Origin of the sequence: uncultured Enterococcus sp. (assembly GCF_913775425.1) — a bacterium.
Taxonomy (GTDB): domain Bacteria; phylum Bacillota; class Bacilli; order Lactobacillales; family Enterococcaceae; genus Enterococcus_G.
Window position 1 is genome coordinate 1 of record NZ_CAJYIS010000087.1, and the last position, 25,516, is coordinate 25,516.

Annotated in this window: 24 protein-coding genes; 16 read left to right on the forward strand and 8 right to left on the reverse strand. The window is 39.2% G+C overall.

From position 1 onward, the window contains the following. The 4 genes from QZ413_RS09795 to QZ413_RS09810 all read left to right on the forward strand — a co-directional run. On the forward strand, positions 1–294 hold a 294-nt coding region (locus QZ413_RS09795; RefSeq protein WP_297079753.1), incomplete at its 5' end, for a DNA translocase FtsK. Between the two features lie 118 nt (positions 295–412). Next, on the forward strand, positions 413–1,507 hold the full coding sequence (gene rlmN / locus QZ413_RS09800; RefSeq protein ID WP_297079755.1) for a 23S rRNA (adenine(2503)-C(2))-methyltransferase RlmN: 1,095 nt from the start codon (positions 413–415) through the stop codon (positions 1,505–1,507). A 198-nt stretch (positions 1,508–1,705) separates the two neighbouring features. Continuing rightward, entirely contained in the window at positions 1,706–3,361 is a 1,656-nt protein-coding gene (locus tag QZ413_RS09805) for a peptide ABC transporter substrate-binding protein (RefSeq protein ID WP_297079756.1), read from the forward strand. Positions 3,362–3,469: 108 nt separating this feature from the next. After that, the gene (locus QZ413_RS09810) at positions 3,470–5,104 is read left to right on the forward strand and encodes a peptide ABC transporter substrate-binding protein (protein ID WP_297079758.1); all 1,635 of its coding nucleotides are present in this window, start codon (positions 3,470–3,472) and stop codon (positions 5,102–5,104) included. Between the two features lie 52 nt (positions 5,105–5,156). Here the strand turns inward: QZ413_RS09810 and QZ413_RS09815 are convergent, their stop codons facing one another. Then, positions 5,157–5,492 (reverse strand): DUF3899 domain-containing protein, encoded by a 336-nt coding sequence (locus QZ413_RS09815; protein WP_297079760.1) that lies wholly within the window; start codon positions 5,490–5,492, stop codon positions 5,157–5,159. An 84-nt stretch (positions 5,493–5,576) separates the two neighbouring features. On the opposite strand from QZ413_RS09815, the gene opp3b reads away from it, so the two are divergent. Genes opp3b through QZ413_RS09840 form a run of 5 tightly spaced genes read left to right on the forward strand, consistent with a single transcriptional unit; the run spans position 5,577 to position 10,589 of the window. Then, a complete protein-coding gene (opp3b, locus tag QZ413_RS09820; RefSeq protein ID WP_297079761.1) occupies positions 5,577–6,518 on the forward strand; it encodes an oligopeptide ABC transporter permease in 942 nt (313 codons plus the stop codon). Then, entirely contained in the window at positions 6,518–7,564 is a 1,047-nt protein-coding gene (opp3C, locus tag QZ413_RS09825; RefSeq protein ID WP_297079763.1) for an oligopeptide ABC transporter permease, read from the forward strand. Before opp3b ends, opp3C begins: the two co-directional genes overlap by 1 nt. 4 nt (positions 7,565–7,568) lie before the next feature. Beyond that, complete coding sequence (locus tag QZ413_RS09830; RefSeq protein ID WP_297079764.1) at positions 7,569–8,609, forward strand: ABC transporter ATP-binding protein; 1,041 nt, start codon at positions 7,569–7,571, stop codon at positions 8,607–8,609. Positions 8,610–8,624: 15 nt separating this feature from the next. Then, a complete protein-coding gene (locus tag QZ413_RS09835) occupies positions 8,625–9,572 on the forward strand; it encodes an ABC transporter ATP-binding protein (RefSeq protein WP_297079766.1) in 948 nt (315 codons plus the stop codon). Positions 9,573–9,593: 21 nt separating this feature from the next. After that, a complete protein-coding gene (locus QZ413_RS09840) occupies positions 9,594–10,589 on the forward strand; it encodes an RNA-guided endonuclease TnpB family protein (RefSeq protein WP_297079768.1) in 996 nt (331 codons plus the stop codon). 145 nt (positions 10,590–10,734) lie between these two features. Here QZ413_RS09840 and QZ413_RS09845 read toward each other — a convergent pair whose 3' ends face one another. Both QZ413_RS09845 and QZ413_RS09850 read right to left on the reverse strand, forming a co-directional pair. Next, complete coding sequence (locus QZ413_RS09845; RefSeq protein WP_297079770.1) at positions 10,735–11,565, reverse strand: NUDIX domain-containing protein; 831 nt, start codon at positions 11,563–11,565, stop codon at positions 10,735–10,737. A 32-nt stretch (positions 11,566–11,597) separates the two neighbouring features. After that, positions 11,598–11,867 (reverse strand): hypothetical protein, encoded by a 270-nt coding sequence (locus QZ413_RS09850; RefSeq protein ID WP_297079772.1) that lies wholly within the window; start codon positions 11,865–11,867, stop codon positions 11,598–11,600. A gap of 164 nt (positions 11,868–12,031) precedes the next feature. On the opposite strand from QZ413_RS09850, the gene metG reads away from it, so the two are divergent. The 3 genes from metG to QZ413_RS09865 all read left to right on the forward strand — a co-directional run bounded on the left by metG (position 12,032) and on the right by QZ413_RS09865 (position 17,522). Beyond that, positions 12,032–14,041 carry a methionine--tRNA ligase gene (gene metG, locus QZ413_RS09855; protein ID WP_297079774.1) on the forward strand — a complete coding sequence of 670 codons (2,010 nt, stop codon included), beginning with the start codon at positions 12,032–12,034 and terminating at the stop codon, positions 14,039–14,041. A gap of 261 nt (positions 14,042–14,302) precedes the next feature. Next, positions 14,303–16,951 carry a cation-translocating P-type ATPase gene (locus QZ413_RS09860; RefSeq protein WP_297079775.1) on the forward strand — a complete coding sequence of 883 codons (2,649 nt, stop codon included), beginning with the start codon at positions 14,303–14,305 and terminating at the stop codon, positions 16,949–16,951. Between the two features lie 142 nt (positions 16,952–17,093). Beyond that, complete coding sequence (locus tag QZ413_RS09865) at positions 17,094–17,522, forward strand: hypothetical protein (RefSeq protein ID WP_297079778.1); 429 nt, start codon at positions 17,094–17,096, stop codon at positions 17,520–17,522. Between the two features lie 219 nt (positions 17,523–17,741). Here QZ413_RS09865 and QZ413_RS09870 read toward each other — a convergent pair whose 3' ends face one another. The 3 genes from QZ413_RS09870 to QZ413_RS09880 are packed head-to-tail and all read right to left on the reverse strand — an operon-like array spanning position 17,742 to position 19,297. Next, positions 17,742–17,903 carry a hypothetical protein gene (locus tag QZ413_RS09870; protein WP_297079780.1) on the reverse strand — a complete coding sequence of 54 codons (162 nt, stop codon included), beginning with the start codon at positions 17,901–17,903 and terminating at the stop codon, positions 17,742–17,744. 13 nt (positions 17,904–17,916) lie between these two features. Next, complete coding sequence (locus tag QZ413_RS09875) at positions 17,917–18,267, reverse strand: hypothetical protein (RefSeq protein WP_297079781.1); 351 nt, start codon at positions 18,265–18,267, stop codon at positions 17,917–17,919. A gap of 13 nt (positions 18,268–18,280) precedes the next feature. Further along, positions 18,281–19,297, reverse strand: a complete 1,017-nt coding sequence (locus QZ413_RS09880; RefSeq protein WP_297079783.1) for a lactonase family protein — start codon at positions 19,295–19,297, stop codon at positions 18,281–18,283. Between the two features lie 124 nt (positions 19,298–19,421). Between QZ413_RS09880 and QZ413_RS09885 the strand changes: the two genes are divergently transcribed. From QZ413_RS09885 to pnp, 3 genes are all read left to right on the forward strand, one after another. Then, on the forward strand, positions 19,422–20,597 hold the full coding sequence (locus QZ413_RS09885; protein ID WP_297079785.1) for an AI-2E family transporter: 1,176 nt from the start codon (positions 19,422–19,424) through the stop codon (positions 20,595–20,597). Positions 20,598–20,727: 130 nt separating this feature from the next. Next, complete coding sequence (rpsO, locus tag QZ413_RS09890; RefSeq protein ID WP_016184879.1) at positions 20,728–20,997, forward strand: 30S ribosomal protein S15; 270 nt, start codon at positions 20,728–20,730, stop codon at positions 20,995–20,997. A gap of 168 nt (positions 20,998–21,165) precedes the next feature. Beyond that, a complete protein-coding gene (pnp, locus tag QZ413_RS09895; protein ID WP_297079787.1) occupies positions 21,166–23,316 on the forward strand; it encodes a polyribonucleotide nucleotidyltransferase in 2,151 nt (716 codons plus the stop codon). A gap of 142 nt (positions 23,317–23,458) precedes the next feature. Here the strand turns inward: pnp and QZ413_RS09900 are convergent, their stop codons facing one another. Both QZ413_RS09900 and QZ413_RS09905 read right to left on the reverse strand, forming a co-directional pair. Continuing rightward, the gene (locus QZ413_RS09900; RefSeq protein WP_297079789.1) at positions 23,459–24,151 is read right to left on the reverse strand and encodes an amino acid ABC transporter permease; all 693 of its coding nucleotides are present in this window, start codon (positions 24,149–24,151) and stop codon (positions 23,459–23,461) included. Beyond that, a complete protein-coding gene (locus QZ413_RS09905) occupies positions 24,151–25,002 on the reverse strand; it encodes a transporter substrate-binding domain-containing protein (protein ID WP_297079791.1) in 852 nt (283 codons plus the stop codon). The genes QZ413_RS09900 and QZ413_RS09905 overlap by 1 nt, the downstream gene beginning before the upstream one ends. A gap of 148 nt (positions 25,003–25,150) precedes the next feature. On the opposite strand from QZ413_RS09905, the gene QZ413_RS09910 reads away from it, so the two are divergent. Then, on the forward strand, positions 25,151–25,516 hold a 366-nt coding region (locus QZ413_RS09910; RefSeq protein ID WP_297079793.1), incomplete at its 3' end, for a hypothetical protein.

Genomic DNA, 25,516 nt, shown 5'->3' on the forward strand with positions numbered 1-25,516 from the left:
GAGGCGATGACGAGTGAAGCTTCAGCTGAACCACTAGATGAGCTCTTCAATGAAGCAAAAGAATTGGTCGTCGATATGCAGACAGCTAGTGCTTCATTGCTACAGCGTCGTTTTCGTGTTGGATACAATCGTGCCGCGCGGATTATCGATGAATTGGAAGAGCATGGTGTCGTAGGGCCTTCAGAAGGAAGTAAACCGCGGAAAGTATTGCTAGAAACACTCGAAACGACACCAGAAGTCGTCGATGGTCTATTTGAACCGCCGACGGATTTTCCACCACGTCATAATGAGTAAAAAGGGACTGTGACAGAAATCTGTCACAGCCTCTTTTTTTGTTAAATTTTGACAGTAAGGCTTGAGATTGATCACTTCTTCACTTATAGTAAAAGAAATAACAGAAAGAGGCGTTTAGATGCAACCTTCAATTTATGGAATAACAAAACCAGAGTTAATCGAATGGGTCAACGAACAAGGGGAAAAAACGTACCGCGCCAATCAGATTTGGGAATGGTTATACGAAAAGCGGGTCACAACATTTGCTGAGATGTCGAATTTATCGAAATCCTTTATTCAAAAATTGATGGATACGTATTGTATCAATCCATTACAGCAAGTGGTCGTCCAAGAATCTGCTGATGGCACTATAAAATATCTTTTCCAATTACCTGACAAGCATATGATAGAAACTGTTTTGATGCGTCAAGAGTATGGGTTATCTGTGTGCGTCACGACCCAAGTCGGCTGCAATATCGGCTGTACGTTTTGTGCAAGTGGGATTTTAAAGAAACAGCGTGATTTAACGGCAGGTGAAATCGTCGCACAAATCATGATGGTTCAGCATTATTTCGATCAACGTCATCAAGGAGAACGGGTATCGCATATCGTGGTCATGGGGATCGGTGAGCCGTTTGATAATTATCGTAATTTGATGAAATTCTTGACGATCGTCAATGATGCGAAAGGATTAGCTATTGGGGCACGTCACATTACAGTGTCAACTAGTGGACTCGTGCCACAAATCAAAGCCTTTGCCAAAGAGCCTTTACAAATCAACTTGGCGATTTCATTACATGCCCCAAATAATGACGTTCGAAGTGCGATCATGAAGATCAACAATACCTTTCCGCTAGAAAAACTCATGGATGCTGTCGATGAATATTTGGCCACGACCAATCGACGGATCACATTTGAGTACATCATGCTTAGTGGGGTCAATGACCAAGTGGAGCATGCCAGAGAACTGGCTGCTTTATTAAAAGATAAGAAAAAGCTGACGTATGTCAATTTGATTCCCTATAATCCTGTTAGTGAACACGATCAATACTCTCGTAGTAGCAAACAGGCTGTGCTAGCTTTTTATGATACGTTGAAAAAAGCCGGTGTCAATTGTGTGATCCGAAAAGAACATGGGACAGATATCGATGCTGCTTGTGGTCAATTACGTAGTAAACAGATCGCGAAAGAACGTCGTCGTCGTGTCCCTAACACCAAAAAAGTCGAAGTATAACGAAAAATATGTAAATAAACGATAGAAAATTCATAATTTTGCCTAATTTTGTCATGAATTTAGGGAATTATGAATTTTTTTTTCATAATTTTGGGATTTACACTTGCTTTTTTAATAATTACTAATTAAAATCTAACTTAATTCAGATAATAGCAAGTATTCTGAAAAATCAGAAAAGATAGAGGAGAATTTTAGCATATGAAAAAATCATTAGCTTATGGGGTTGTCGCTGTTTGTGGTTTAGCATTAGCTGGATGTACAACTGGCGGATCATCATCTGATTCAAGTAGTGCTTCAGGTGATTCTAAAAAAGAAGTATTTAATTTAGTCGTTCAACAAGAGATGCCAAGTGCGGATCTTTCACTTGCAACAGATACTATCAGTTTTACTGCATTGAACAACGTTTACGAAGGAGTCTATCGTTTAGATAAAGACAATAAACCACAACCTGCTGGCGCTGCTGAGATGGCAGAAGTTAGTGAAGATGGTTTAACGTATAAAATCAAATTACGTGACGATGCCAAATGGTCAAATGGTGACAAAGTAACGGCAGCGGATTATGTTTACAGCTGGCAACGTACAGTTAAACCAGAAACGGCTTCTGAGTATGCTTACTTATTCGAACCTGTTAAAAATGCTGCAGCGATCACAAAAGGTGAAATGGCCCCAGATCAATTAGGAATCAAAGCAGTTAGTGATACTGAATTAGAAATCACTTTAGAAAAAGCAACACCATACTTTGATTACTTATTAGCTTTCCCAACATTCTTCCCACAAAATCAAAAAGTGGTTGAAGAAATGGGTAAAGATTACGCACAAAAGAGCGACAAAGCAGTTTATAACGGACCATTTACCTTAACAGATTTTGATGGACCAGGTACAGATACTGCTTGGAGTTATACAAAAAATGATAATTACTGGGATAAAGATAATGTAAAATTATCGAAAATCGATGTAAGTGTCGTAAAAGAATCGTCAACTGCTTTAAACTTATTTAAAGATGGTAAAGCAGACGATATCGTACTGACTGGTGAATTAGCACAACAAATGGCAAATGATCCAGCTTATGTCACAGAACCAGAAGCAACAACAAATTACTTAGAATTAAACCAACGTAAAGAAGATTCACCTTTCCGTAATGAAAACTTACGTAAAGCGATCTCTTATTCAATCGATCGTAAAGCCTTAGTCGATTCGATCTTAGGTGACGGTTCGATCGTATCAACTGGTCTAGTACCAAAAGATTTAATGACAAGTCCAAATGGTGACGAAGACTTTGCCAAAGCTGCAGGTGATCAATTAGCGTATGATCAAGCAAAAGCCAAAGAACATTGGGAAAAAGCGAAGAAAGAATTGAATATCGATTCATTGAAATTTGATATCTTGTCTTCAGACGCAGATTCATCTAAGAAAATTACTGAGTACTTGCAAAGTGCGATTCAAGAATCTTTAGATGGTGTAAGTGTAACACTTAGCCCAGTACCATTCTCAGTACGTCTAGACCGTTCAAACGCGGGTGACTTTGATGTTGTAATGGGCGGATGGGGAGCTGACTACCTAGATGCAAGTAGTTTCTTAGATCTATTTGTTACAGGTAACTCTTACAACCGTGGTCAATGGAGCGATGCTTCATACGATAAAGCAATCGAAGCAGCTGCGACAACAGATGCCAATGATCCAGAAAAACGTTGGGATGATTTATTAGCCGGCGAAAAAATCATTATGGATCAACAAGGTGTCGTGCCATTGTATCAAAAAGCTGAAGCACACTTAGTGAATCCTGAAGTTAAAGGAATCGTTCACCACAGTGCGGGTGCGAAATACGATTACAAATGGACATATATCGAACAATAATCATACTCTTTTAGATTTGTCGATCTAGTCAGTTGGTTACTTACTAGATCGGCATCTCTTGTTCTAGAGAGAGGTTTGCGTTTAGCGGAAAAAAAGGGGATGGGTTATATGAAAAAAAGTACAGTTGGTTTTTTAGTGTTATGTGGATTCGTTTTAGCAGGTTGTTCGACCGGCAATAGTGCTGATAGCAATCAAAAAACTGAAAAAGTGTTTAATGTTGCAGTTCAACAAGAAATGCCATCAGCAGATCTATCGGTAGCGACTGATACAATCAGTTTTACGGCGTTAAATAATGTGTATGAAGGAATCTATCGTTTGGATGCGGAGAATAAACCACAACCAGCTGGAGCAAGTGAACTTGCAACAGTCAGTGAGGATGGATTAACCTATACAATCAAATTAAGAGACAATGCGAAATGGTCAAATGGTGATCCAGTAACAGCTGCGGATTACGTCTATGGTTGGCAACGCACGGTTGATCCAAATACGGCGTCTGAATATGCCTATTTATTTGAATCAGTTGCAAATGCTGCTGATATCGTAGCAGGAAAAAAAGCAGTTGATCAATTAGGGATCAAAGCAGTTGACGATCACACATTAGAAATCAAGTTAGCAAAAGCCACACCTTATTTCCAATATTTATTAGCATTTCCTTCTTTCTTCCCACAAAATCAAAAAGTGGTTGAAGCAAATGGAGATAAATATGCGACTGCAAGCGACAAATCTGTCTATAATGGACCATTTACCTTAACGGATTTTGATGGACCAGGAACAGATACGACTTGGAGTTATACAAAAAATGACGAGTATTGGGATAAGGACAATGTCGACTTAGATAAAATCAATGTTAGTGTCATCAAAGAATCGTCTACGGCTTTAAATCTATTCAAAGATGGCCAAGCAGATGATGTGATTTTATCAGGTGAACTTGCACAACAAATGGCAAACGATGAAGCTTTCGTTTCAGAAGAAGATGGTCGTACTTCTTATCTTGAGTACAATCAACGAAAAGAAGATTCACCATTTCGTAATGCAAATCTACGTCAAGCGATCTCATATGCGCTAGACCGCGATGCATTGATCAAAAATGTATTGGGTGATGGTTCGATTGCATCGACTGGATTGATTCCAAAAAATCTAACGTTTGGGCCAGATGGTACCGAATTTACAGAAGCTGCGGGGACGTTAGTTTCTTATGATCCTGAAAAAGCTAAAGCATATTGGACAAAAGCTAAGCAAGAATTGGGAATCGATTCATTAACGTTTGACATTATTGCATCTGATGATGATTCTACGAAAAAAGTAGTTGAATACATTCAAAATGCAGTCCAGGAACAACTTGATGGTGTGAAAGTGACCGTATCACCAGTACCTTTTGCTGTTCGTTTAGATCGTTCAAGTGCAGGTGATTTCGACGTTGTAATGGGTGGCTGGGGCGCAGATTACGCCGATGCAAGTAGCTTTACAGATTTGTTCGTGACTGGGAATTCATATAACCGTGGTCAGTGGAGTAATCCAGAATACGATCAGTTAGTGGAAGCTTCTGGTACGACAGATGTGGCTGATCCAGATAAACGTTGGCAAGATCTACTAGGGGCAGAAAAAGTGATCATGGAACAACAAGGAGTGACACCGGTATTCCAAAAAGCACAAGCACATCTACGTAATCCTGATTTCAAAGGAGTCGTAACACATAGCTCTGGAGCACAATATGACTATAAATGGGTAAAAGTTAGCGAATAAAAAATAAATGAGTGAAAAGCTAGAGCAAAATCGCTCTAGCTCGTCCTCATTTTTATAGGTTTGAGCAAGCTAGACTGATCAAGCTCAATAGTAATAAGATCACTGCTGGTTCTAACCAAAAACGGTAACTTGATTTTCCGACATCAGATAATTTTAAATACTCATCATCGGCTTTTTTAAAGGCTTTTTTCATGGAGTATTGAAAAAAATCAAATGATCCAGAAGCAAATACCCATAATAACGCACCGATGATCAAAAAGAAAAGGGTAAATAAAAAAAGGACGTCAGATAAATGGGAAAAGGTAAGTTGGTTTTTGAAGACTAACCAAACAAGACTGACAAGAAGACAGCTGAGACTGATAACCCATGTACTCTTTCTAAGATGCATGCGAGACTCCTTTCTATACATAAATAATAAAATAACTTTACAGAATTATTGTTTATAAGTCAAAACACTTAGGAGGAACAAGAAGTGAATAGTTTTTTTAAATATATCCTAAAACGTGTCTTCTTTATGTTGATCACGCTATGGATCATTGCAACAATCACGTATTTCTTAATGAAATTATTACCAGGAACACCTTATACGAATGCTGAAAAATTAAGTGCGGAACAGATCGCCTTATTAAATAAACAAATGGGACTCGATAAACCAGTTATCGTCCAATACGGGATCTATTTATCTAATCTGTTGCATTTTGATTTTGGTGTATCTTTCCAATTTAAAAATCAACCAGTAGCAAACCTACTTAGCGCACGTATCGGGCCATCTTTACAATTAGGGTTACAAGCGATCATTGTCGGAACACTTGGCGGGATCTTACTAGGTTCGATCTCTGCGATGCGTCAAAATACATGGATCGATACAACAGCTACTTTAGTGGCGATCTTAGGCCGTTCAATCCCTAACTTTGTATTTGCAGTATTGTTACAATATGTTTTTGCGATGAAACTACACATTTTACCGATTGCGAAATGGGATTCCTTTGCCTACACGATCTTACCAACGATCGCATTAGCCATGTCACCATTAGCCGATTCGGCACGCTTCATTCGAACGGAAATGGTTGAGGTTTTGCATAGCGATTATGTTGAATTGGCACGTGCTAAAGGATTGAGTCGTTGGGAAATCGTCTTCCGTCATGGTTTGCGGAATAGTTTGATCCCACTTTTAACTTTATTAGGACCTTTGGCAGTAGGCTTGATGACAGGTTCACTTGTTGTTGAGAATATCTTTGCGATCCCTGGTATCGGGGAACAATTCGTAAAATCGATCACAACAAATGACTATCCAACCATCATGGCTGTAACGATTTTATATTCTGCAATGTTGATTTTTGTTATTTTAATCGTAGATATTTTATATGGTATCGTTGATCCACGTATTCGTGTATCAGAAGGGAGTCGTGGGTAATGGAAAACTCAAATCATTTATCACCAAAAGAAATCGAAGCAATCCCAGCTTCAGCTTTTGAACCATTAAAAAAAGAAACAAGCGATAAACGCGAAGAAATCGCAATGCCTTCTTTGACATTTATGCAAGATTCTTGGCGTCGTTTGAAAAAAAATAAAGCAGCTGTCTTTTCGATTATTTTCTTATCGATCATTATTTTGATCTCTGTCGTAACGATTGTTGCAACGCCTCATGATCCAACTGCACAAAATGTGAAATATACGAACTTACCACCAAAGATTCCAGGAATCAATATCAATGGGTTAAACGGTTATGCTGAAGTCGGTGGAAAATTAGTCAACAAATACGAGCAAGCAGGAGTACCTAAAGATACTTATTTCTATCTTGGAACAGATAGCTTAGGTCGTGATTTACTAAGTCGTTTATTCATGGGAACACGTATCTCATTATTGATCGCCTTTATTGCGGCGAGTTTGGATATTATTTTCGGGGTCACATACGGTCTGATTTCAGGACTGTTTGGTGGTCGTGTCGATAATATCATGCAACGTATTTTAGAGATCTTATCAGGGATTCCGAACTTAGTTGTGATGATCTTGATGTTAGTTGTATTAGAACCAGGGATTCCGTCAATCATTGCCGCTATGGCCGTAACCAACTGGATTCCTATGGCCCGAATTGTCAGGGCGCAGACCATGAAATTAAAAGATCAAGAATTTGTCTTGGCTGCGACGACCTTAGGTGAAACCAAATCAAAAATCGCTTTTAAACATATTTTGCCAAATATCTCAAGCGTGATTATTATTCAAATGATGTTTAGTATTCCGTCAGCGATCTTCTTTGAAGCTTTCTTAAGCTTTATTGGGTTAGGCTTACGTCCACCAGCAGCTTCACTAGGAACATTGCTAAGTGATGGATACAAAACATTCCTATTCTTACCATATCAATTATGGATTCCGGCCGTAACGCTTTCAGCAATCATGATTGGCTTTAACTTATTAGCTGATGGCTTGCGTGACGCGTTTGATCCGAAGATGAAAGAGTGATAGCATGAAAAAAATATTAGAAGTAAAAGACTTAGAAATTTCTTTTGATACCTATGCTGGAAAAGTCCAAGCGATCCGTAACGTAAGTTTTGACTTACATGAAGGTGAAACACTTGCGATCGTAGGAGAGTCTGGAAGTGGGAAATCAGTTACGACTCGTAGTATTATGGGGCTTTTAGCTGGAAATGCGAATATCGAGAACGGTCAAATCTTATTTAATGGTTCAGATATCGTCATGAAAAGTGAAAAAGAACTACAAAAAATGCGCGGTAAAGAAATTGCAATGATCTTCCAAGATCCAATGACATCACTAGATCCAACGATGCCAATTGGGAAACAAGTTGCTGAATCATTAATGAAACACACAAAAGTATCCAAAAAAGATGCTATGGCACAAGCTCTTGAACTATTAAATCTAGTGGGGATCCCAAATGCGGAAAAACGCTTAAAGAATTATCCTCACCAATTTTCAGGTGGACAACGACAACGGATCGTCATCGCGGTCGCGTTGATCTGTTATCCACAAGTCTTGATCGCAGATGAGCCTACAACCGCTCTAGATGTGACGATTCAAGCACAAATTTTAGAATTGTTAAAAGATATCCAAAAGAAAATCAATTCATCGATTATCTTTATTACCCATGACCTTGGAGTAGTAGCCAACGTTGCGGATCGTGTAGCTGTGATGTATGCTGGGAAAATCATTGAGATCGGAACAGCGCGTGAGATCTTTTATAATCCACAACATCCTTATACATGGGGCTTACTTGGTTCAATGCCAACTCTTGAAAATAATGGGGAACGTTTATACGCGATCCCAGGTTCACCACCAGATCTTTTGCAACCACCAGTAGGAGATGCATTCTATCCACGTAATGAGTTTGCGATGCAAATCGATGCGGAACAACAACCGCCGTTTTTCGATGTATCGCCAACGCATAAAGCGGCTACTTGGTTACTTGCACCACAAGCGCCAAAAGTAACACCGCCAGAAGAAATCCAAATTCGTTGGAAAAAATTCCGCGAACATGCATTTGAAGATTAAGAGGAGGAAAGGTAAGTGAAAAAAGTTTTATTAGATGTACAAGGCCTAAAACAATACTTTAATGTTGGCCGTAAAGACGAAGTAAAAGCCGTCGATGATATTACCTTTCACATTTATGAAGGTGAAACCTTTGGACTAGTAGGGGAATCTGGTAGTGGAAAATCGACTACTGGTCGTAGTGTGATCCGATTGAATGAACCTACAGACGGTCAAATTTTATTCAACGGCGATGACGTGATGAAGATCAAAGGGAAAAAAGATTTAGCAAAATTCCGTCGTGAAGTGCAAATGATCTTTCAAGATCCATATGCCTCTTTAAATCCACGAATGAAGGTTCGTGATATTATCGCTGAAGGAATCGATGTAAATGGTCTTGCGAAAAATCCACAAGAACGGAATCAACGTGTCGATGATCTTTTACGTACCGTTGGATTAAATCCGTCTCATGGAACACGTTATCCGCATGAATTCTCAGGTGGACAACGTCAACGTATCGGGATCGCTCGAGCGTTAGCGGTAGATCCTAAATTTATTATCTGTGATGAACCGATCTCAGCACTCGATGTATCGATCCAAGCACAAGTGGTCAACTTGTTGCAAGATCTTCAAGCAGAACATAATTTGACGTATCTCTTTATTGCCCATGACTTGTCGATGGTCAAACATATCAGTGATCGTATTGGCGTGATGCACTTAGGAAAATTATTAGAAGTGGGATCAAGCGATGAAGTCTATAACTACGGAGTCCATCCTTATACTGAGAGCTTACTTTCAGCGATTCCATTACCAGATCCAGAAATCGAACGCAAACGTAAACGTATCAAATACGCAAGTACTTTAGATCCAAATAAACCACGACGGATGCAAGAAATCGCAGATGGTCATTTTGTTTATGCAGCCGATGACGAAGTTGCAATGTATCAAGAAAAATTAGCCGCGAAGAAAGCCGCAGCAAAAGCCTAATCTTGCAAAGGGGGCTAGCCAATGAATGTCTTAAAAGGTTATCGGTTTCGTATCTATCCAAATGAAGAACAACAAAAATTTTTTACCCAAACATTTGGCTGTGTACGCTTTGTGTACAATCACTTACTGATGGCACGCAAAGAAGACCATTACTCAAAAGAGAGTTTGAAGTTGACACCAGCTTCATTAAAAGCTACGTACCCCTTTTTAAAGAAAACCGATAGTCTCGCACTAGCTAACGCTCAGCGAAATCTAGATCGCGCCTTTTTGAATTTTTTCAAAGGGCGCGCAGGCTATCCAAATTTAAAAAGTAAGAAAAAAACTTGGCAATCCTATACGACAAATAATCAAAAACATACGATTTATTTTGAAGAAGGAAAGCTGAAAGTGCCAAAGCTTAAATCGTTGATCGATATTCATCAGCACCGCGAAGTAAAAGGACAAATCAAATCCGCTACGATCTCAGCGAAAAATGGAGAAGAGTACTATGTTTCCTTGTTGTGTCTAGAAGAAACCACGGCTTTACCAAAAACCAAGAAAGTCGTAGGAGTAGCTTATTGTCCGAAACATTTAGTCAGTGTCTCTTGTGGGAAAGAGAACTTACCAGTGCCACATGAGAATACGGTCGAAGCGCGATTGGCTCGAGCGCGTCAAAAGTTGGAGTTACGAGCGAAAATAGTGAAAAAGCGTAAATTGCATCGAGAATGTGCCAAAAATTATCAGAAACAAAAACGACGAGTAGATAAACTCTATTTGACGCGGATGTATCAAAAGACGGATTATATCGATAAATTGACATTAAAGTTGATTGAGGAATATGATTACGTGTTTCTTGAAAAAGAACCTAATTTTGAAAAAAATTGTTCATTTACTGAAACCGACTGGCATTTATTTATGCAAAAATTACGTTATAAGGGTAAGTGGTATGGAAAAGAGCTACGGTTGATCGATGTTAAAAGTGATCAACAAACCAAAAGTGAACAGATTGAACACTTAGGTCGAGAGTTTTTTTCGTAATCAATCAAAACTAGAACTGGATAGGGGCGCCAGGGATCGCCTAGGGTATAGAAAAAAGTTAAGTCTTTTTGTTTCTAGGAATAACAGCTCACTAATTATGAAAAACCAAAAAACACACTCCGATTTTTCGGAGTGTGTTTTGTATTTAAAAGCGATCTTCACCAAACGAATCGGAATCTAAGCGATAAGTTTTAGAAGGTCGACCGATACCCATCGGTTTTTCACCTGTTTCATGTAAAAAATGGAGCAGTGATTTTTTCAAATTAGAGTGGTCGATCGAACGATAATCCACACCTAAAAATTTCGCAAATACTTTACGGGCCTCTGTGATGGTGAAGTCATTGCCCAATACTTGCAAGACTTGTGGCTCGTGATCCATCTTATTCAAGATACGTTTGAATGCGCGTAAAATGATCTCGCTATGGTCAAAGGCCAGTTGATTAGTACCAGAAGCTTCACCCGTCGTTAGATCAAGTTTGATCGAGATATCTTCATTTTGCAACACGATCATTTTGTCGTGACGTTCTAGTGAAAACCAACGGACATCTTGCGCATCGTCTCCTGCGGTTAGGGGTTCTTCTCCAATGAAGGCCAAATAACTAACGGTGACGACCCAGCCGCGTGGATCGCGATCTGGAGTACTAAACGTGTGTAATTGTTCGATGTTTTGTGTAGAGATCAAGACACCAGTTTCTTCTTTCGTCTCCCGTAAGACACTTTCACCAGTCGACTCATGTTGATTGACAAAGCCTCCAGGTAATGCCCAAGAATCTTTATAAGGATGTCCTTTTCGTTTGATCAGTAGCACTTTTAGCTGATCATCTTGACGACTGTAACACATCAAGACCATATCGACAGTTAAAGAGGGGGTCACATATTTTGGTTTTTCTTGTTGCTGATACCAAGTTAAAAATTCCGCTTGTGTCGCCTGATGTTCATAGTATTCTTTTTCTTGCTCACGATCTGTAAATTGCATACGGTACTCCTTTCAAATCAAGTCGATACTCATTAAATAAAGAAAAATAGTACAAGATTCACTAAGAATAGTCCAAGATAAATCGGCAATAATCGGCGGTTTTCACGAATACAAGTGAAGCCTGCGATCGAAATCAAAATCAACAGCAAGCCGCGGATAATAACCGACACACTAAGAAAGGCAGTCAAACGGTCTTGTGCATTCATATAGCCATAGATGCGTGGATAGAAATTTGCAAACACGATATGAAACGCGGTCAGCACACTTAGCGATAAAATAAAAATCGACTGTTTTTTACGCATGTTTTCGCCCCTTCTCTTTTTTTGTTATTATAGCAAAAAAACGACGATACACAAAAAAATGCTAGGGTAAAATGAGAAAATACAGAGAAATTTGACTACGATAAATTTAAAATATGGTATACTATCGAAGAATACTTTCGAAGTACAGAGGAGGAAGCTCACGCATGGCTGAAAAGGAAACTTTTTATATTACAACGCCGATTTATTATCCAAGTGGGAAATTACATATCGGAAACTCATATACAACGATCGCGTGTGATGCAGTTGCACGTTATAAACGCTTGATGGGATTTGATGTGTTTTATTTAACAGGTGTAGACGAACACGGACAAAAAATTGAAACAAAAGCTGCTGAACTAGGTGTCAAACCACAAGAATATGTGGACAAAATGGCAGCGGATGTCCAAAAATTATGGAAGACACTAGATATCAGTTACGATAAATTCATTCGTACGACGGATGACTATCATAAAGAAACAGTTCAAAAAATCTTCCAACAACTTCTAGATCAAGGCGATATCTATCTTGGTGAATATGAAGGTTGGTATTCCGTTTCTGATGAAGAATTTTTTACTGAAACGCAATTGGCTGAAGTTTATCGCGATGATGAAGGCAATGTAACGGGCGGAAAAGCGCCAAGCGGACATGAAGTCGAGTTAGTCAAAGAAGAATCTTATTTCTTTAAAATGAGTAAATACGCAGATCGCTTATTGGCCTATTATGAAGAGCACCCAGAGTTTATTCGTCCGGAATCACGTAAAAATGAAATGATCAACAACTTTATCAAACCAGGTTTAGAAGACTTAGCAGTATCACGTACGACATTTTCTTGGGGAATCCCAGTTAAAAATGACCCTAAACATGTCGTTTATGTCTGGATCGATGCACTAGCAAACTATATCTCTGCTTTAGGCTATGGTACGGATCACGATGAATTGTTTCAAAAATATTGGCCAGCAAATGTCCATATGGTTGGGAAAGAAATCGTACGCTTCCATACGATCTATTGGCCGATCATGCTGATGGCATTAGATCTACCATTACCAAAACAAATTTTTGGCCATGGCTGGTTATTGATGAAAGAAGGCAAGATGTCTAAATCAAAAGGGAATGTCGTCTATCCAGAAATGTTAGTCGAACGGTATGGTTTAGATGCATTGCGTTATTACTTATTGCGTTCTGTACCATTTGGTAGTGATGGGATTTTCACACCAGAAGATTTTGTCTCACGAGTAAATTATGATCTAGCAAATGATTTAGGAAACTTACTAAATCGTACGATCGCGATGATCAATAAGTATTGCGATGGTCAAGTACCGACCTATAAATCAAAAGTAACTGCTTTTGATAGCGAACTATCCACGACAGCTGCTAATGTGATCGGTCGTTACCGTGAAGCAATGGATAAAATGGAGTTCTCGACAGCTTTAGCAGAGATCTGGACGCTTGTTTCTCGTGCAAATAAATATATCGACGAAACACAGCCTTGGGTCTTAGCAAAAGAAGAAGACAAACAAGCTGAATTAGATAGCGTTATGATCCATCTAGCAGAGTCACTGCGTCTAGTTGCCTTATTGTTACAGCCGATCATGACGGAAACTCCGGCAAGAATCTTTGAACAACTAGGATTAAAAGAGATCACTGGAGATCTAACGAGTCTACATTTTGGCGAATTTCCAGAAGATATCAAAGTGGTAGAAAAAGGAACACCGATTTTCCCACGTCTAGATATTGAAGAAGAAGTAGCTTACATCAAAGAAAAAATGGCTGAAGGAACTCAAAGTGCGGATGCTTCAGTCAAATGGGATCCAGCAGAAACTGAATTTATTTCAGTTAAAGACAAACAGATCGCTTACGAGGATTTTGATAAAGTCGAATTAAAGGTCGCTGAAGTCATCGATTGTCAAAAAGTCAAAGGTGCGGATAAATTGTTGCAATTTCGTTTAGCTGCTGGCGATGTTCAAGACCGTCAGATTTTGTCTGGGATTGCAGAGTATTATGAGTCACCAAGTACATTGATCGGGAAAAAAGTCGTGATCGTCGCGAATTTGAAACCGCGCAAAATCCGTGGCTTGATCAGTCAAGGGATGATTTTATCTGCCGAAGATCCAAATGGAAAATTACAAGTAGTCGAAGCACCAAAAGGTATGCCAAATGGTTCGATCATTGCCTAAATAAAAAGCTGAGTCATTTGACTCAGCTTTTTTGATCGTTTCAATTGCATTTTATTTAGGAGTTTGCTATTCTTATTACAGAATATTCATACTCTTAGGGGAGTAACTGGTGGCGAAAGTCGCGATAATATCAACAGTAAGTTAACCGAGTGATTGGTTTTCTGGTATTATTTTAAACGGTAAGACCTAAGATAATTATTTGATTGTAAGAATCGAGTGATTATCTTAGGTCTTTTCTTATTTTCGTCAGCAGTCAAACAAATGGAGGGATCAAGATTGGAAAACAAACCGTATTACCAACAAGAGGTAGACAGCTTACTCACAGAGTTTCAAACTAGTGAGACAGGTCTAAGCAGCCAGCAAGCCAAAGAAAAGTTAGAAAAAGATGGGTACAATGAGCTAAAAGCTAAGGAACAAACACCGGTCTGGAAATTGTTTCTGGAAACGTTCAAAGACGCAATGGTCATCGTCTTACTGATCGTAGCGATTGTGCAAATGATCATGGGTTCAACGATCGAATCATTGGTTATTTTTGCGGTACTATTGTTAAATTCGGTTGTGAGCGTGATCCAAACGAAAAAAGCGGAAAACTCACTCGATGCTTTAAAAAAGTTATCTTCTCCGTCAGCTAAGGTCTTACGTGACAATGAAGCTACTACGATCCCGGCTCGTGAAGTTGCCGTAGGGGATATTGTTTTACTCGATGCGGGGGATTTCGTTCCTGCAGATGGTCGACTGTTAGAAGCAGGAAGCTTAAAAGTCGATGAAGGGATGTTGACAGGTGAATCCGTTCCAGCTGAAAAAGAAGTGACGACACTTCATCAGACAGCGCAAGTCGGTGACCGTGTCAATATGGTCTTTAGTGGGACATTAGTCGTTTATGGACGGGGTAAATTTTTAGTTACAGATACGGGTACCACGACGGAAATCGGAAAAGTCGCCGATTTATTAAATAATGCCACGACTTCAGCAACACCATTACAACGCAATCTTGACAAATTCTCACAAAAATTAGGTCTTGCGATCTTGGCGTTGTCTGTCATTATTTTTGGAATCCAATTGGCGCGGATCTTTATCGAAGGTCCAAGTGATGTTTGGCCAAGCGTAATCAATGCCTTCATGTTTGCGGTAGCGGTAGCGGTAGCCGCGATTCCTGAAGCGCTACAGTCGATCGTGACTATCGTATTGTCGATGGGAACAAAACAGATGGCTAAAGAACATGCAATTATCCGCAAACTCTCAGCCGTTGAAACATTAGGTTCAACAAGTATTATTTGTACCGATAAAACAGGTACATTGACACAAAATAAAATGACTGTTGTCGAATCCTATTTATTAGGCCAAGAAGCTTCGTTTGGAAAAGATACTTTAGAAAAAGATGAAGAACGCTTATTACAAGCAGCCGTCTTAGCCAATGATGCTTCTGTCAATGAAGAAGGCAAAAAAATTGGGGATCCAACTGAGATCGCTCTGATCGACTTTGCCAATGAACTTTCGCAGTCTTCTGATGAAATGCGTCAAACCTATCCAAGATTGGCTGAATTACCTTTTGATTCTGATCGCAAATTGATGTCGACAGTTCATGAAATCGATGGAAAAAAAGTGTTGTTGACTAAAGGGGCGCCGGATATCATCTTCTCTTTAAGTACACATTATCTAGAACAAGCAGAAGTCAAAGAAATGGACGATCAAGCACGCCAAGTTTTACAAGCAAAAAATGAAGAATTTTCAAATAAAGCGCTACGTGTTTTGGCATTTGCCTATAAACCGATCGAAACAAATGAGGTAACGTTGGATGATGAGAATAATTTCACGTTCTTGGGATTACTTGCGATGATCGATCCACCACGTGAAGAGGTATTTGATGCTATCAAACAAGCGAAAAGTGCAGGTATTAAACCAATCATGATCACAGGTGACCATAAGACAACGGCTCGCGCGATTGCAAAAGAGATCGGGTTATATGAAGAAGGTGATCAAGCATTGACGGGAGCAGAACTTGATGCATTATCTGAAGAAGAATTAAATGCAACACTAGAAAAAGTTTCAGTGTATGCTCGTGTTTCACCAGAAAATAAAATCCGTATCGTACGGGCATGGCAAAACAAAGGCAACATTTCCGCGATGACTGGTGACGGAGTAAATGATGCCCCAGCATTGAAACAAGCAGATATCGGAATCGCTATGGGAACAGGAACTGAAGTGGCTAAAGATGCCGCAGCAATGGTCTTGACTGATGATAACTTTGCGTCGATCGTACGTGCGATCGGAGTGGGTCGTAAGGTCTTTGACAATATCAAAAAATCTGTTGCTTATTTATTTGCTGGAAACTTAGGTGCGATCATTGCGATCATCTTTGCTTTAGTCATGGACTGGAACAATCCATTTACAGCGTTACAATTGTTGTTTATCAATTTAGTAAATGACTCTGTACCAGCGATCGCTTTAGGGATGGAAAAAGCCGAGCCAAATATCATGGACCGCAAACCTCGTGATCCTAAAGAAGGGATCTTTGCTGGCGATACTTTGATCTCTGTAACGTATCGTGGGATCTTGATCGGAGCAGTTGTAATCATCGCACAGTTTATCGGAATGCAACAGTCGATGGAATTAGGTGTGGCGATGTCATTTTCAACCTTGATCTTGGCACGTACATTACAGATTTTCCCAGCTCGTTCGAATATCCAAACAGCGATCGGAGCAGGATTCTTTAGTAACAAAGCAGTACTTTATGCGATTACCTTCTGTGGTGCTTTATATGCCTTTACTTTATTACCAGGTGTTCGCGGGATCTTCTCGATTCCAACTACCTTTGGGTTACCAGAATTCTTTACATCGATTGCTTTAGCGATCGGAGCGATTGTTTTAATGGAAATCGCTAAACTAGTATTGCGTAAAAAAGCAGCCTAATTTAAAAGAGTTACTTCTGGAACGCTGTTGATTTAATTTTTAGGGAATGTGATAGACTTTTATCACATTCCCTTTTTCGTTTGCGTGTGGGTATAAAACACGGTAGAATAATTTTAGAAACAAGATAGAAGGGAAGAACAACATGAAAAAACCAGATTTAGGTTATTATATTTCAATGGTCAATACGATCGTAAATGATACAGAAAAAATCGGCACTACATTAAATCCTTCTTTTGAAGAGATCCGTACAGCGATCGATGATCATAAAACAGCAGAATTATCGAAAGAACGCTTAGCCGAGATCGTAGCTGAATTTCAAGGTGGAACGGATAAATACAAATTGATGCTAGAACAAATCAGCACGTTACGCCCGCCAGCACGTATCCTAGGGATCCATAAAAAATTCGAACGCTCGTATATGGCCTATGTGGCAGGGTGTGAAGAGATGGTTTTGAGTCTACAACCAAAAGTAGATATCGAGGCTTTTAATGCAGCAGAAGCCAAACAAGATCAAGCGACAGATGAAATTGCTGTTAGCATCCAAAAAATGACACAAATGTTGATGCGCTAAATTGAGCAATAAAAACGAGAAGAATTTAATGAAACTATTAGCTTATTTTCAAGTAAGTCAGTAAATTCTGCGTATAATAAGGCTATAACCAACAATAACCTTTTTATTATATTTACTCATCCCAATGAGTAAATACTCCTTTTTTCCGCTGGGCCTAACCAACCTAGTGGTTTTTTTGTATTCTAAAAAGGCTGTGACAAAAATCTGTCACAGCCTTTTTTAATTTTCGACTTGTCGAACGTAGTCTTCGAAATAAGACAAAAGTTGTTGTTTGAGTACTTGATAGTCTGTTTCAGTATAACTTTTTTCATCGAGCTTGATGGTCAATCGTGGGAGTTCTAGCTCTTTTTGTAAACGAGCCAAGACTTCTTCTTTCGTCATCACTACTCACATCCTATAATAAGTTGAACGAATCATTGACGATTTCAAATGCTTCTCTCATTTGACGGACACGATTTCGTAAAGAGTCAAAATCATCGTTGTCGTGGAATAAGACTTGCTTTAGTTCAAAATAGAAGGTATCAAACGCATTGACAAAATCTGAGATTTCTTGTGTTTGTAATTCAGGAAATACATCACACCGTACATAAGCTTTTTCAGCGATCGCATAAATCTCTGCAGTCGTTAAGATCGCTAATTGTTCATTGAATCTTCTGGTCGTAACCAATTCGCTCACTGCGTGACATTTATTATAGATATTTGAAAAATCTTTTACGATCAATTCTTGAGGGGTTTTACCAAACATAAGTCGTCTCCTTTTAGGCGAATGCTACGCAGACACATTCTGGTGCGTAAACATCTTTTTGAACTACGGTCAATTTACCAGTATCTGCATCACGAGCAAATAACGTCAAGTTATCTGAGTTTTGATGTGCACAGATAATAAAGTCTTCGGTTTGATTGAAGTTGAAATCGCGTGGAATATCCCCTTCACTAGCAACACGTTCGACAAACGTCAATTGGCCATTTTCGTTTACGCTAAATAAAGCGATCGAGTTATGCCCGCGATTTGATGCATAGACAAAGCGTCCATCTTTTGACACGCGGATCGCTGCGCCACCGTTAAAGGCATCGTAACCTTCTGGAAGCGTCGAAAGTTTTTGTTGTTGTGCAAAGGCACCGGTCGTTTCGTCATAACTTAAGACCGTTACAGTGCTATCCAATTCACCAAATAAGTAAGCAATAGGTTTAGTTGGATGGAACGTGATATGACGTGGACCAGTTCCTGGTTCTGCTTTATACGTAGAGACTAACGTCAATTTTCCTTCATTGGATACATCATAAGTATACACACGATCTGTTCCTAGATCACATGCTACTAAACGTTGATCAGGTGTCAAGTCAGCATAATGAGCATGTGCATGATCTTGATTTTCATGAGGACCAACTTCATCAGTATGAATCACAGAATCCGTTAAAGTCAAAGAACCATCTTTATTGATTTGATAAACGGTGATCTCACCTTTATGGTAATTTGCCCCATACACAAGTTGGCGAGGCTCGTCGACTGCGACATAACAAGGTGAAGCTCCTTCAGCAGTTACTGAGTTTAATGGATTGAAAGAAGCATCGTAAGCTGTGATACCGCCTTTACCATCGATTGAAGTGACCGTATAAAGATTTCCAGCGTCACTTTTGGCTAAGTAAGTAGGACCGCTTTCTTTTGTTAAAAGAGTCAAGCCAGTCAGTTCCTTTTTGTCAGTATCTAAAGCGATCTCATAGATCCCTTCACTTTCACGTTTTGTATACGTACCTAATAAAAATTTTTCAATCATTCGTATGCCTCCTGTAATCAAAGATAACGTTATTGTACCATATGAAGTGCAGACTCGCTAAAAAAGCGTTCACAAATAAAGAATATGCTATAATGAAACAAATCGTCGCAAAGGGGGAATTTGATTGGATAAGCAATCAAAATCGACAACACAACGACCGACTTCTTGGTTTTGGAAGTGGTTTTTAAATAATCAGGTTGTGACAGCTCTATTAGTTGTTTTATTGTTACTCTTGATTATTTTTACGTTTACAAAGGTAGCCTATCTGTTTGAACCAGTAGGACAATTTTTATCAGTAGTCGGCTTGCCGATCGTATTGTCTGGGATTTTGTATTATTTGATGAATCCTGCTGTAGACTTTCTAGAAAAGAAGGGTGTCAAACGCCTGTATAGTATTCTGTTATTATTTGTGGTAGTGATTGGATTGATCGTATGGGGAGTCGTGGTGATTATCCCAGAGATCCGTGATCAGACGGTCAGTTTTATCGATAATTTTCCATCTTATATGACAGCAGCTGAAAAAGGGATCGATGAGGTTTTTTCCGATCCGATCTTCAAACAATTTCAAGAACAAGTCGCTTCGTCTAGTGAAAAATTGATTTCTTCGATCACAGATGTAGCAAAAAATGTTTCTAAAAGTACGTTTCAAAATATCGGTAATTTCTTTGGCGCAGTCGCTACGATCACTGTTGCGATCATCACGATGCCGTTTATCTTATTTTATCTATTAAAAGATGGGAAAAAATTACCTGGATATCTGGTTAAATTTTTACCTACAAAGTTTCGTCAACCAACTTTAGTCGTGTTAAAAGAAATGAATGATCAAGTCTCTTCTTATATTAGAGGACAACTTACTGTCGCCTTTTTAGTTGCCGTGATCTTTATGATCTTATTTTCGATCATTGGGTTAGATTATGCAATCACATTAGGTATCGTAGCCGGTGCATTAAACTTGATACCTTATTTAGGTTCATTTTTGGCGATGGTTCCCGCTGTTTTTCTAGGGATCGTCGGAGGACCGATCTTACTTGTAAAAGTTTTGATCGTATTTGTAGTCGAGCAAACGATCGAAGGGCGTTTGATCTCACCATTGGTTTTAGGGAGTCAGCTATCGATCCATCCGGTTACGATTTTATTTGTGTTATTAACATCTGGGAAATTATTCGGATTAGCCGGTGTGATTTTAGGAATTCCAGTTTATGCAGCTGCTAAAGTTGTGATCACACATATTTTTGAGTGGTACAAAACGGTTTCTAATCTATACGAAGAAGAGCAGATGGAAGAGCGTAAAATCGAATAATCAAACTTGCATTTTTTAGTAGAATCAAGTAAAGTAGTAATGTGTGAAAACACGACCCACGTCTTGGTTTGACGAATCACCAACGTTTTACTCAGTCGCTGGGAAATATTATGAAGAGGTGGAATTACAAATGGCAATTTCAAAAGAACGCAAAAATGAAATCATCGCTCAATACGCACGTCACGAAGGAGATACTGGTTCTCCAGAAGTACAAATCGCTGTATTGACTGAAGAAATCAACACTTTAAACGGACACATCCGTGAACACAAAAAAGATCACCATTCACAACGTGGACTAATGAAAAAAGTTGGTCACCGTCGTAACTTATTAGCTTACCTACGTAACAATGACGTAGCTCGCTACCGTGAATTGATCCAATCTTTAGGATTACGTCGTTAATCAAGCGAATGAAAAAAGTGAGGTTCAAGCGAATCTCACTTTTTTTTGATAAAAACCCCCGCTATGATCGTGTGAAACGCGCACTACTAACCAAATGAAAGCTTAAAAAAATTTTGTGTTTTCATTTGTTTAGTAGCAGACGCAACGCATAGCAGAAAAGGAGAAGTTATGACAAAGCAAGTATTTAGTACAACTTGGGGCGGTCGCCCTTTATCAGTTGAAGTCAATCAACTAGCCAAACAAGCCAATGGAGCAGTATTAGTCCGCTATGGCGATACAGTCGTGTTAAGTGCAGCTGTAGCCTCAAAACAAGCAAAAGATACAGATTTCTTCCCATTAACAATCAATTATGAAGAAAAAATGTATGCAGTAGGAAAAATCCCTGGAGGGTTTATCAAACGTGAAGGTCGTCCAAGTACCGATGCAACACTAACAGCGCGTTTGATCGACCGTCCGATTCGTCCGATGTTTGCTGAAGGTTTCCGTAATGAAGTCCAAGTAACCAATATCGTGATGAGTGTGGAACAAGATTGCTCACCATCGATGGCAGCAATGTTAGGTTCTTCATTGGCGTTGGCGATTTCAGATATCCCATTTGATGGACCGATCGCTGGAGTAGACGTAGGTCGTGTAAATGGCGAATACGTATTAAATCCAACAGTAGAACAAAACGAACAATCAGATATCCAATTGACCGTTGCTGGAACAAGTAAAGCGATCAACATGGTAGAATCTGGTGCTAAAGAAGTATCAGAAACAGATATGTTACATGCATTATTATTTGGTCATGAAGCGATCAAAGAAATCGTTGCATTCCAAGAAGAAGTCGTAGCAGCTGTTGGAAAAGAAAAAATGGATGTCACACTTTTACAAGTAGACGCCGATCTTTCTAAAGAAGTTTATGACGCGTATTATGAAACAATGAAAACGGCCGTTATGACCGAAGAAAAATTAGCACGTGAAGAAGAAATCGAACGTGTGAAAGAAACCGTTAAAGAAATCTATGCCGAAAAAGCAGAAACATTAGAAGCTGAAGAAGCAGCACGTATGACAAAAGAAATCAAACAAATCGCAGAAGATCTTGAAAAAGATGTGGTACGCGAATTGATTACGATCGATAAAATCCGTCCGGATGGCCGTAAATTAGATGAGATCCGTTCACTGGCTTCAGAAGTTAAATTATTGCCACGTGTTCATGGTTCAGGTCTATTCACGCGTGGACAAACACAAGCATTATCTACTTGTACACTAGCACCTTTAGGAGAACACCAAATCATTGATGGTCTAGGTGTGGAAGAGTCTAAACGATTCATCCATCACTATAACTTCCCTCAATTTTCTGTAGGATCTACTGGTCGTGCAGGTTCACCAGGTCGCCGTGAAATCGGACACGGTGCATTAGGCGAACGTGCCTTAGCACAAGTGATTCCTGATGAAGCACAATTTCCTTACACAATTCGTTTAGTTGCTGAAGTATTAGAATCAAATGGTTCTTCTTCACAAGCAAGTATTTGTGCGGGAACATTAGCACTTATGGATGCTGGTGTACCGATCAAAGCACCTGTAGCGGGTATTGCCATGGGATTAGTTTCTGATGGTGAAAACTATACGATCTTAACAGATATCCAAGGTCTAGAAGATCACTTAGGAGACATGGACTTTAAAGTTGCTGGAACAAAAGATGGCATCACTGCCCTACAAATGGATATCAAAATCCAAGGGATCACAGAACAAATCTTACGTGAAGCATTAGACCAAGCTAAACAAGCACGTATGGAAATTCTAGAAGAATTGACATCAACACTTGCCGCACCTCGCGAAGAATTAAGTGAGTATGCTCCGAAGATCGAAATGATCCAAATCGAACCATCTAAGATCAAAGATGTGATCGGTAAAGGTGGCGATACGATCAATAAGATCATCGAAGAAACTGGTGTGAAGATCGATATCGATCAAGACGGTAATGTGTCGATCGCTTCAGCTGATGCGGCGATGATCAAACGTGCGATCGAAATCATCGAAGAATTGACTAAAGAAGTCAAAGTCGGTGAGATCTACATGGGTAAAGTCGTTCGTGTTGAAAAATTTGGAGCATTCGTGAACTTGATCAAAGGAAAAGATGGTCTACTACACATCTCTCAAATTGCGCATGAACGTGTAAATAATGTTGAAGACGTATTGAAACTTGGAGATGAAGTCGAAGTGAAAGTCACTGAGATCGATCGTCAAGGACGTGTCAACTTATCACGTAAAGTATTGTTAGAAAAACCTGAAGAGAAAAAAGAAGAAGCTGCACCTAAAGCAGACGACAAAAAATAAGTATGAAAAAGGGGGTGTGACAGAAATCTGTCACACCCCTAAATACTATTCAAGAAAAAATAAGCCGCATCATTACCGAGATAGATGAACCTATTATCGAAAATGTTGTGGCTTATTTTTTAAAACTGATCAATTCTGGAATTTAGCGTTGATCTTCAGCTGAGATTCCCATGTTTTTTAGTAAACGGGCTTCCGCGCGTTTTTGGATCGCACCGATCAATAGACACATCAACCAATACAAGACACCGACTAAAATATACATACTAAAGAAATCAAATTTACGACCACCAACGATTTTAGCTAGTTGGAAAATATCTGGCACCGAGATCATTGCAGTCAAAGAAGTTCCTTTTAAGACATCCATCGCCACGTTTCCAAGAGCAGGAACGGCAGTGACGAAGGCTTGTGGAAAAACAACTTTTCGCATCAATTGGCTATAAGTAAACCCTAACGAATAACCAGCATCTCGCTGTCCAACATCCACACCAGCTAAAGCCCCACGGTAGATCTCAGTCAAAAAGGCACTACTTGAAAGTGAAAAACTCAAACAGCTTGCTTCGATCGCAGTCAATTGAATCGGCAAACCAAAATAAAATAAAAACAACAGTACGATCATCGGAATACCACGTAAAAATGACACATAAAAACGAATGATATAACGAATCGGTGCAATGGCCCGTTCGAGTAGGATCGTTAAAATGATGGCAATGATATTTCCAATCAAAAAACTGACTAGAGCGATCCCTAATGTATAAGGAATTCCTTTTAAAACATAAGGTAGCGTCTCAAAAATCAATTTAAAGTCGATCGTAGGCACATAAAGAGTTGCCCGCATCAATCGTTCACTTCAAACGTTTTTGTGATCGTTTCATTTGGTTTTTCAGTTATATCTGCATTGTAATAAGTGTTTGAGATTTTTTGGAGTGTGCCGTCTTTTTTCATTTCGGCTAAAGTATCATTGACATGTTGGATCAATGTAGTACTTTCTTTTTTCATGAGGAACCCCGAAGAGTCTAAGTTGAAGTATACACCAGGTAAGATTTTTACTGGTACGTCTGGCATCGCGGCGATGGCCATTTTTTGTAGATAGTAATCATTTAAGATCACGTCGGTTCTACCATTTGCAACATCTGTTAGATATTGATCGTTTGTGGCGTTGTCATAGTTGACAAGTGTGGCGCCCATTTGTTCTGCGATTTTCATATAGTTGGTGGTGGCTTCACCAGCAGCTTTTTTTCCTTTTAGATCGTCAAAATCTTTGATACCGGAATCATCGCTTTTTCTCACGATCATGCTACCGAATGAATATTTGATCGGTGTACTCAAAGTGAATTGTTTTTCACGTTCTTTGTTGACACCCATGTCATTTGCGATTAGATCTGCTGATCCGTTTTGAACCGCGGCAAGTGTTCCGTCGACATTGTATTCGACAAATTTTGGTGTGACGTTCATTCGTTTGGCTACTTCTTTGATCACGTCGATATCATATCCCACTAAATCGTTGTTGTCATTGTGGTATGATGCCGGATAAAGAGTTCCTGATGTTGCGACCGTCAATGTTTTGTTTTTCTCGATTGCATCCCAATTCTTATCAGATGAAGAAGATGAATCGTTTTGGCTTGAACATGCGCTCAAGACACCCAAAGTTGTTAGTGCAAGTAATGCTAGTCCCCATTTTGCTTTCATGTAATTCCTCGCTTTATTCTTTTTTCAACAACGTGTTCAATTTAATCGTTTTCTGCCTGTCTTGTCAAGTTAAAAAACCAGATTTTTATTTTTCCAAGCAGAAAACTATGCTAAAATAAACAGAATCGAATGAAAAAGGAGCAACTAAATGAAATTTATTCAAGCTTATCAAAACTTGATGCGTGGTCGTTATGGTCGCTTTGATTTTTTGAATCGAGTATTGATCGTGCTCGCTTTGATCTTATGGTTAATAAGCGCCTTTAACTCTATGAGTCTCTTACGTTTAATCGTTATCCTGATCGTGATTTACGTTTTGTATCGTTTTTTTTCAAAGCGAATCTATGTGCGTTTGAACGAAAATAAGAAAGTACAAGAAAGATTACACGCATTGGATACAAAATTATTTAAACGCCGTCAAAAACAATCAACCGTCACACAACTCTATTTTGAATGTCCGAACTGTCATCAGAAATTACGAGCTCCAAAAGGCAAAGGGAAGATCAAAGTGACTTGT